The organism is Thioalkalivibrio sp. ALE14, from assembly GCF_000376845.1.
Classification (GTDB): Bacteria; Pseudomonadota; Gammaproteobacteria; order Ectothiorhodospirales; family Ectothiorhodospiraceae; genus Thioalkalivibrio.
Window position 1 is genome coordinate 68,716 of record NZ_AQXY01000020.1, and the last position, 7,910, is coordinate 76,625.

At 62.8% G+C, this 7,910-nt stretch carries 9 protein-coding genes and 1 pseudogene; 4 read left to right on the plus strand and 6 right to left on the minus strand.

What is annotated here, in order from left to right:
* Positions 1-57: 57 nt before the first annotated feature.
* Positions 58-735 (minus strand): hypothetical protein, encoded by a 678-nt coding sequence (locus F572_RS0102780; protein WP_017940547.1) that lies wholly within the window; start codon positions 733-735, stop codon positions 58-60.
* A complete protein-coding gene (locus F572_RS0102785) occupies positions 732-2,045 on the minus strand; it encodes an integrase family protein (RefSeq protein ID WP_026142876.1) in 1,314 nt (437 codons plus the stop codon). The genes F572_RS0102780 and F572_RS0102785 overlap by 4 nt, the downstream gene beginning before the upstream one ends.
* A gap of 414 nt (positions 2,046-2,459) precedes the next feature.
* Between F572_RS0102785 and def the strand changes: the two genes are divergently transcribed.
* On the plus strand, positions 2,460-2,996 hold the full coding sequence (def, locus tag F572_RS0102795) for a peptide deformylase (protein ID WP_026142875.1): 537 nt from the start codon (positions 2,460-2,462) through the stop codon (positions 2,994-2,996).
* Between the two features lie 3 nt (positions 2,997-2,999).
* Here the strand turns inward: def and F572_RS0102800 are convergent, their stop codons facing one another.
* Both F572_RS0102800 and F572_RS0102805 read right to left on the minus strand, forming a co-directional pair.
* Entirely contained in the window at positions 3,000-3,419 is a 420-nt protein-coding gene (locus tag F572_RS0102800) for an SRPBCC family protein (RefSeq protein ID WP_017940544.1), read from the minus strand.
* Positions 3,420-3,476: 57 nt separating this feature from the next.
* Complete coding sequence (locus F572_RS0102805) at positions 3,477-3,797, minus strand: hypothetical protein (RefSeq protein WP_017940543.1); 321 nt, start codon at positions 3,795-3,797, stop codon at positions 3,477-3,479.
* Positions 3,798-4,262: 465 nt separating this feature from the next.
* Between F572_RS0102805 and F572_RS0102810 the strand changes: the two genes are divergently transcribed.
* Positions 4,263-4,571 carry a hypothetical protein gene (locus tag F572_RS0102810; RefSeq protein WP_231410888.1) on the plus strand — a complete coding sequence of 103 codons (309 nt, stop codon included), beginning with the start codon at positions 4,263-4,265 and terminating at the stop codon, positions 4,569-4,571.
* 499 nt (positions 4,572-5,070) lie between these two features.
* On the opposite strand, the gene F572_RS15620 is transcribed toward F572_RS0102810, so the two are convergent.
* A complete protein-coding gene (locus tag F572_RS15620) occupies positions 5,071-5,793 on the minus strand; it encodes a hypothetical protein (RefSeq protein ID WP_155983850.1) in 723 nt (240 codons plus the stop codon).
* Positions 5,794-6,276: 483 nt separating this feature from the next.
* On the opposite strand from F572_RS15620, the gene F572_RS0102820 reads away from it, so the two are divergent.
* On the plus strand, positions 6,277-6,690 hold the full coding sequence (locus F572_RS0102820) for a (deoxy)nucleoside triphosphate pyrophosphohydrolase (protein ID WP_017940540.1): 414 nt from the start codon (positions 6,277-6,279) through the stop codon (positions 6,688-6,690).
* Positions 6,687-7,625, plus strand: a pseudogene (locus tag F572_RS0102825) (restriction endonuclease PLD domain-containing protein); the annotation flags it as partial. The gene F572_RS0102820 and the pseudogene F572_RS0102825, both read left to right, overlap by 4 nt.
* Before the next feature lie 6 nt (positions 7,626-7,631).
* Here the strand turns inward: F572_RS0102825 and F572_RS0102830 are convergent.
* Positions 7,632-7,910 (minus strand): transposase (locus F572_RS0102830; protein WP_018158393.1); only part of this gene is annotated, 279 nt, incomplete at its 5' end.

Consider the following 7,910-nt stretch of genomic DNA (forward strand, 5'->3'; position numbering starts at 1 on the left):
GTGCTTGGCGAGGCTTTCGGAAAGTTTCGAGAAAATGCCGAAAAGGCCGGGTGGGTATCAGTCGTCCGGCTCGGGGGTGCTGTGTGGTTCTGGCGTGCGGTTGTCCCTGACCCACGTTGCGGAGACGTGTAGCGGCTTCAGTCCGCCAACGCTGGCACCTTCAGGGGTCGGAGCAAAAAGGGCCGCCATCTCCGGGTCCGGCGCAGGATTGTTTTTGTCCGCGAGCATTTCGGGGTCCGCCAGTTCGGCGGCGATCTGCTCGTAAACCGTCCGCCGTGGCCCCGCGTTCAACCCAGTCTTCAGACCAGCCTTCGTGAGCGCCTCGAAGCGCCGTTGGATCAGGGGCATGTAACCCAGTTGACGGTTCTTGGTTTGATTCCAGCCCTTTGGCCGCTCCACTCCAAAGGATTCCCCAAGGGTTCGTGCCTCTGCCTCGGTGTAACGCCCCCATGCCTGCTTGAAACCATCGGCAATCCACTCGGGTAGCGGAACCCGCACACTCGCCGCCGTCTCGATGGCTTCGAGCAGTGCCGCACTTTCCCCGCCCTCGAAGCGTTGGCGCATCTCCTCGAACCCGCGAAGCACGTCCGGCCAATACTTGCGATAGAAGTCCGCAGCATCCGCCTTGTTCTGCGGGATGAGACTGCGCAGCCAGCACAGCGCCTCGAGGTCATCACCCACCACTTCGAGAAGCTCAGCCGGTGTGACGTACTCGGGGAGATCGCGCTCGTTCATTTCGCCACCCGTAGACGTTCCCCGGTGCCGTACTCGGGCTGCTCGATTCCGGCCTGCTCCAGCATCCAGCCCTCAATGCGCGCGTGCCACTGCCGTAGCAGGTCGAGCGGACGGCGGCGGTAGTGTTTCTCCGCGATGGCGCTCGGCTTGTGCCCCTGAATCTGCGCCACGATCCCCACCGGGCACTCCACCCACTCGGACAGGGTGCCGAAGCTGCGGCGCAGCCCGTGCAGTGTCACCGGGGGCAGTCCGGCGGCCTCCACCGCTCGGGTGTGCACTCGCGTCTGCGCTCCGATGCGCCCCGACTCACTTTGCGGACTGGAGAACACCCAGCCATTGCGCCGGGGCAGGGCCGCCAGCAGGGCCGCCACGTAGGGGGTGAGGGGGATGGTGCGCTCCCCCTCGGCCTTGTCGCGGATGGTGAGGGCGCGCCACTGGAAATCCACGTCCTCCCACTTCAGCGCGGCCAGTTCCCCCGACCGCGCCCCGGTGAGCAGCAGCGTTTGCAGGTAGGCGGACGCCACCGGGTTGGTGATCCGCCGCACCGACTCGAACCAGGGGGCCAACTGTTCACGCTGGAGCACGTCATCCCTCGGCTTCTGCCTTGGCACCTTGCGCCGCACCGCACCGGTCAGCAGCGCGCTAGGGTCCACCAGTCCTCGATAGTCGGGATGCTCGGCGGCCCAGTTCAGGAACGTGCGCAGCAGCCGGAAGGCACGGGCCGCCACGGCGGGGCGCTTCGCGCTCTCGGTTTCCAGCCACCGGGTCAGCCGCTCGGCGGTGAGATCCCGCAGCCGCTCCCCCCGCAGGCTGTACAACGCACCGGCGGTGGTGGGCTGGCGGCTCCGGCGGCGGGGCTGCCCCGGGGCCGTCATGGCGCGGTCATGGTCGTGCCGGTGCGCCTCGCTCCATTCGGCTTTGCGTTCGGCCACGTAGTCGGCCCAGGCATCCCCCAGCGTCACCGTGGCCCGGGTGCGTTCCGCCCTTGCGGCCTCCGCCTCGGCGGCCTTGGCCTTCGCGTCATCCTCGGGGTGCACCCCCTGCCGCACCAGCTCCGCCAGCCGCCGGGCCTCGGCTCGGGCGTCTTCAACGGTCTCGAAGTGCCCCACCGGGCCGATGGTGACGCGCAGGGAGCGCCCGTGCAGGCGGGATTGGAAAATGTACGCCTTGGCACCGGCGGTGGTGACGCGCAGCCCCAGGCCGGGCGCCTCCGAGTCCCACAAGAAGGCTTGGCGGCGTTCAGGGGGACAGGTGAACGCCTTCAGCCGTTCACGGGTAAGCCGGACGCGAGTAGCATTGCTGGTAGCCATTGGAACCTCCGCACAGGTTCGGTGGTGAGCAGCCCCACCGGTGTTGGCGCACCGGTGGGGCTTTTTCGTTTTGCCCCCCCTGCCCGATTTTCACGGGAAATTTTCGGGAAGGGGGCTGCTGGAGCGAGGGGGGTGGGTGTGGAATTGCTCCGTGAGCCCGCCCCCCGCCAGGGCCACCCCCGGGGGGTCATGTAAGCGCCGTGTAAGCACTGTGTAAGCAGATTTGGGCAATTCGGGTTGATTATCCCGCGTTAGCTTTGCGGTTGCAACGCGGGCAAGATACTGAAATCTAGCGTTTTGACTAATTCCGGTTAATGCAGGAAACGGTATCAGCGAGGGATTGAAAATCCCCGTGTCGGCGGTTCGATTCCGTCCCCGGCCACCATTATTTCCCCCTGTGGCACCATCCCTCCCATGAGCGTTCGCCCTATTCTGCGCATGGGACACCCCGACCTGCGTCGCGTCTGCGACCCGGTACCCGACTCCGATTTTGACAGCCCCGGGCTGCATGCCCTGGTGGACGACCTTGTCGACACCATGCACGCCAGCGAAGGACTCGGTCTGGCCGCCGCCCAGATCGGCGTGCCGCAACGCGTCGCCGTGATCGAGATCCAGCCCGGCAACGCCCGCTACCCCGGTGCCGTGCCGACCGGCCGCCTGATACTCGTGAACCCCGCGGTCACCGTGCTTGACCCGACGCCGCAGTGCTACTGGGAAGGCTGCCTCTCCGTCCCCGGCCTGCGCGGCGAAGTCGCCCGGCCGCGCCACATCGCCGTGGATTACTACGAGCCCGACGGGACGCCCCGCCACCTGGAACCCGAAGGCTTCCTCGCCACCGTCTTCCAGCACGAGATCGACCACCTCGACGGCACCCTGTTCATCGACCGGGTGACCGACACCACCCGCCTTGCCTTCCTCGACGAATACCGCGAGTTCCACGCGCCAGCCTAGGGGTCACGCCCGGTGGAGGTGCGGCCAGGCGTTGCGCACTACCTCCGCCCCCAGCGCGTCCAGCAGCGGGTGGGCAGCCAGACCGAGCAGGCCATCGGTCAGGGGATTCTCGTCGCCGCAGCCCACGGCCAGCTGCAGATGCGTACCGCGCGCGCTCGGAGTCAGCCGGTAGCAGCCCTCGCAGGACAAGCCCGCCAGCGCGCGCCAGCCGAGCAGACGCGGTGGGACGGCGACCAGCACCTCTACGTCGAACGCCAGCGGCACCCCGGCCACCCGTACACGCCAGCGGTAGCGATCAGGCCCGACGCGGGTAATCGACTCGATGGCCTCGCTGTAGGCAGCGAACGCCTCCACCCGGGCCATCAGATCGAACACCGCTTCCGGAGCGGCATCGATCTCCATCTCGTGGTGGACCACCGACATCGGCCACTGCTCCAGGTTGCAGGGTCGCCGCCGGTTGGACCGGCGGCCCAGGCCCGTTCAGTCGTGCACGATGATGCGGGAGCCCGCGGCGTCGATATCCACGCGGGAGCTGGAGTAGGCGCAGGCCTGCGCGATATCTCCCAGTCCCGGCATGTCATTAAGCTTCGCCAGCCGATGCAGCAGGCTGCCGCCTTCACAGTCGCGCGGCATGCCTTTCTCGTCCAGCGTGCAGCCGAACTCGCCCCCGTTCACCGACCAGTCCATGTCGGGCGGCATATTCAGCACCACCGGTTCCTCGTGCATCACCTGGAACTTCGCCCGCATGGCGTTCCTGCCGTTTTCCCAGTCCAGGGCCGGCATGTTGTCTACGCTGCGCATGGTGTGCCTCCTTCGCGATTCCGCGAGGTTGCAACGGATTCTGTCGGGCCGTTCTCCGCCCCTGTCCATTGACGCTAGACCTCGTGCCCGAGGCGGTCAAAGGTGACCCCGGAAGCGATGGGGAAGGGCCTATGCCGTATTTCATCAACAGCATGGTGGATTGCTTCACGGAGGGACAGCGCAAGGCAAAAGGCAAGGTCTGAATCCCGTAGTCTAGCAACTCCTTGTTATGGACCGTCTTGATAGTATGCGCGCCACCAACTCCGGTGAGGGCATGCGATGCTTTTTAAAAGCGTTGCAGCGTCTGCAGGAAAGCACCAAGTTCGCAGGATCGTTTGATCCGTAGCTCAAGGAAGGAACCTTCTTGCCGAACTGGCCTCGCATTCCCCGCAGTTCTTTGCTCAAAACATTCGTCTTAAGAGGTATGAGGTGATCAACTTCATCGGGGCTATTTGAGCAGTCATGATGGCACTTCAACTGGCAGCATTTACCTTCAATGCTGCAAAGGACAGCATGAATCTGATTCCGCACCAGGCCAAACTCCCGGCGCTTGATATCTGGATCACGCAAGTCAAACAGCTTTTGCCACGCAACAACGCCACCGACGTTCTTCAGGAGTTCTTCGAAGAATTCATTGTCTTCGGGGTGCTCAAACATGGGCATACGGTGCATAACGCTGAGCTGAGCGGCGGGCTTGGAGCGAACGCGGAAAGCCCGTCCGGCGTAGGCCGGACCAGGGCCGGAGCGAACTCAAGCGACTGGTTAAGACGCTAGTGGCCATTGCCGATTCTTCCCCAAGCTTCGCTGAATTCATCGACGCAATATGATCTTGGTTGGAGCCAATAACTCACCCGGCCGTCTTTCTCACCCCTGTGAGCTAAATTGCGCACTTCGCTAGGTCGAAGAACATAGGTCGATGGCTCCTTGCCAATATTATTAACTACCACCCACCAATCACCCATGATTTTATCCAGACTCGAACCCAACGGTACGGGTGCCCGCTTTGTTAACGCTTTCACTTGGACGCCAATGAACTCGGTGCCCGTCTTGTCATAAGCAATAAGGTCGATTCCACGTGCATTTCGGGCCGTTGGCATCACATTCCAGCCCATTCGGGACAAGTGGTAGAACACATAATACAAACCAATATTACCAGTGACCTGTGTGTCTAGCTTCACATGACCTCTCTCTGCGTCTTAACGCCATGGCTTTGCGGCGCACCGAAGCGCCAGCGTAGGGGCGTCCGACAACAGCCACTTGTTAGAGCATAGTCCTATTTCCATGTATAGCGGATAGGATTGGCTGTGCCGAAACGGTATTCATCTGGGATTCGTCGCCCAACATACATGCTCCATATTTCGGATGGTGCTTCACGACCGATGAAACCTAACCTGCCGGGGCGATCAGGCCGGCCAGGGAAGTTATCGGCTGTAGCCTCCATCCATTTTTCAGGGATATAGGCACCTCGGATAACTCCTTTTTCAGAGGCGAGCACAACTGCTGCTTCTTTTGCCCGTTTTTGACTGACCTTCCAGGCGAACCGTGTTGCTTCATAGAGTGGGCGCTCGGATGCACTCCTGTTCACACTGATCAATAACGCTTGATGTTCGAAAACTGCCGGTTCCGCAAGGTACTCCCGAACAATCTCATTCGCATGCATTGCACCACGATCGCCGCTTTCTTCGCCCCCCATCACATTTGTGAGCCCTGGATACGCATCAATAAGTGCAGCTTCTACCTCTTTCGCCACGGATGGTTCCATTCCGTGGCGGTGCACTACATGCGCAACTTCAAAGCCAGCAAGTCGGATCTCCCTGATTCTTCTTAACTTATCGCCAACTTCGTCTGATTCTTTCCCCAGTTCGTCACGAATGTGGGAAAAAAGACGGTTCCCAACACCCCGACCAACATAAAATGTTTCTCCATTGCGTGGGTCGATGAGCCGATAAACGTAGTTTCTCAGCTTGTCAATTACTTCGGCCGGAAATTTATCCAAGAGGACTCCTCGTGCATTCGGTATGCTGTAGCTCTAACAGTAGATTAGACAGAATCTGTCATATTGGTGATATACAGATTCTGCATATCATCCCGGCGTTCTCCTCTCGGTGGCACACCGCCACGAGGAAACCATACTGTTATCATGGTAGTGGGCGTCGCGTCGAGTGGCAGGGCGCCCCACGCGCTGGGACGAACGATTTTCGTGTCTTGGTCAAAGTCTTACACCGGCCCATCGGTCCAACATAGGGGAGACGGAGGGGCCGCGGTGGAAGGCTTGGGGGTGGACTGAGTCGGGTCGAGACGCGGAAGACCGCGGCTCGGGCGCGACAGAGCGCGGTGCTATACAGAATCGGTTTATGACCGCTGTCGCAGTGTGGCGAGACGGCCGGAGACACCACGCGTGGCCCGAGAAAGGTGCTTCCGGCGGGAGGCGTGGCGGCGTTCCTTGGTACGATCCGACCAGGCGAAATGGAGAGCCGTGTTGGAAACGCTCATAGAAGCGAATCAGGCGGTGGTGGTCTGCGGCATTCTGGAGGACGCACAGGGGCGGATCTTTCTGGCGCGTCGCGGGGCCGATCAGGTTTTGGCGGGGTATTGGGAATTCCCCGGGGGCAAGGCTGAGTCGGGCGAGAGCCTGGAGGCGGCGTTGTGCCGCGAATTCCGTGAGGAGCTGGCGATGGAGCTCCGGGTGGGGGAAGAGATCGGGCGCACGCGGATTCCGGGGAACGGAAGCCTGGAGTTGGTGGCGCTGCGGGCGTGGACGGATGACGAGAGCCCGGTGCTGACGGTGCACGATCGGTGGTGCTGGGTGTCGCCATTGGAGGCTCAAGGGCTCGAGCTTGCGCCTGCGGACATCCCATTGCTCGAAGCCTTTATGGCTGCACGTTCCGAATGAGCCGAGATAGCGCCGCCAAGTCGCTGTCCGGTGTCCAATGGGTCGGCCTACATGAACGGCTGGATACGCCGCGGGTACGGCAAGCGCTGGAGGCCCTGGGGCTGGAGGAGCATGCCCGCTGGAGCCAGGGTTTGGAGGGCGACGATCTGGCGTTGACCCTGGTCGCTGAGCTGGCCCAGCGGCTCGCGGAGCGCGCGGGTGAGCTGCGGGAAAAGGGACACGACGACTGGACGCGGGCCGTGCAGGGGCTGGCGGATGCGTTGGCGGCGGCGGGGCATCCGCTTTCGGGGATCGAGGAGGACCTTCCGCAGCCGCCGTTTCGGCAGTTGCTGGAGGTGCGTTCCCCGTCGGCTGATCAGGTTGGGCAGCAGGAGACGCCACGGCCCGATGTACCGCTGGCCCTGTCCAGCCTGCTCACTGGGTCCGATCGCACACCGAGTCTGGTCACGCAGATCGAGAAGGAGCTGGCCAGTGCGGAGCGGGCTGATTGGCTGGTGTCCTTCATCAAGTGGAGCGGGATTCGCGCCCTGCGCGAGACGCTGAAGCGCTTTACGGAGACCCCGACGGCCGATGGCTCTCCCAGGCTGCGGATCGCGACGACCTCGTACCTCGGGGCTACCGATCTCAAGGCGATCGAGTTTCTGCTGAGCCTGCCGAACACCGAGATTCGGGTCTCGTACGACACGCACCGCACGCGTCTGCACGCCAAGGCTTACCTGTTCCATCGGAGCACGGGGTTTGGCAGTGCCTACATCGGCTCGGCGAATGTCTCGCGAGTGGCGATGGATGAGGGGCTGGAGTGGACGGCCAAGGTCAGTGAATACGAGCTGCCGCATATGTGGCGCCAGATCCAGACCTCGTTCGAGGCGCACTGGGCAGACCCGGCGGAGTTCGAACCGCTCACCACGGACGACCTACCCCGCCTGCAACAGGCCTCCTGATTAGCAACGAGAGTCAGCTAGTCGCAGAACCCGCTCGGGCACGGGCCGGCAGTGCACGGCGGCGACCAGCAGTCGCGCCGGCAACGTCGCCAGATCAAAGCGTCGGTTGAAGCGGTAGGCGAATGCCGCGAGGTAACGGGCCGCGTACTTGGCGAACGCAAATGCATGGTAGCTCCCGCTGAGGCTGGTCTTGAGGTTGCCGAGCACGGTGTTGATCCATTGGAATTCGGGAAGATCCTGGGGTTTGCGCCCGGCCACGACCGTCGGCTGGTGCCGGCA

What these genes read in the sequence shown, in the direction of transcription:
- F572_RS0102800 (WP_017940544.1), bottom strand. Translation starts at nt 3,419, where the DNA reads ATGTCGGTGGTCCACCACGAGATGGAGATCGATGCCGCTCCGGAAGCG.
- def (WP_026142875.1), top strand. Translation starts at nt 2,460, where the DNA reads ATGAGCGTTCGCCCTATTCTGCGCATGGGACACCCCGACCTGCGTCGC.
- F572_RS0102780 (WP_017940547.1), bottom strand. Translation starts at nt 735, where the DNA reads ATGAACGAGCGCGATCTCCCCGAGTACGTCACACCGGCTGAGCTTCTC.
- F572_RS0102785 (WP_026142876.1), bottom strand. Translation starts at nt 2,045, where the DNA reads ATGGCTACCAGCAATGCTACTCGCGTCCGGCTTACCCGTGAACGGCTG.
- F572_RS0102805 (WP_017940543.1), bottom strand. Translation starts at nt 3,797, where the DNA reads ATGCGCAGCGTAGACAACATGCCGGCCCTGGACTGGGAAAACGGCAGG.
- F572_RS0102810 (WP_231410888.1), top strand. Translation starts at nt 4,263, where the DNA reads ATGGCACTTCAACTGGCAGCATTTACCTTCAATGCTGCAAAGGACAGC.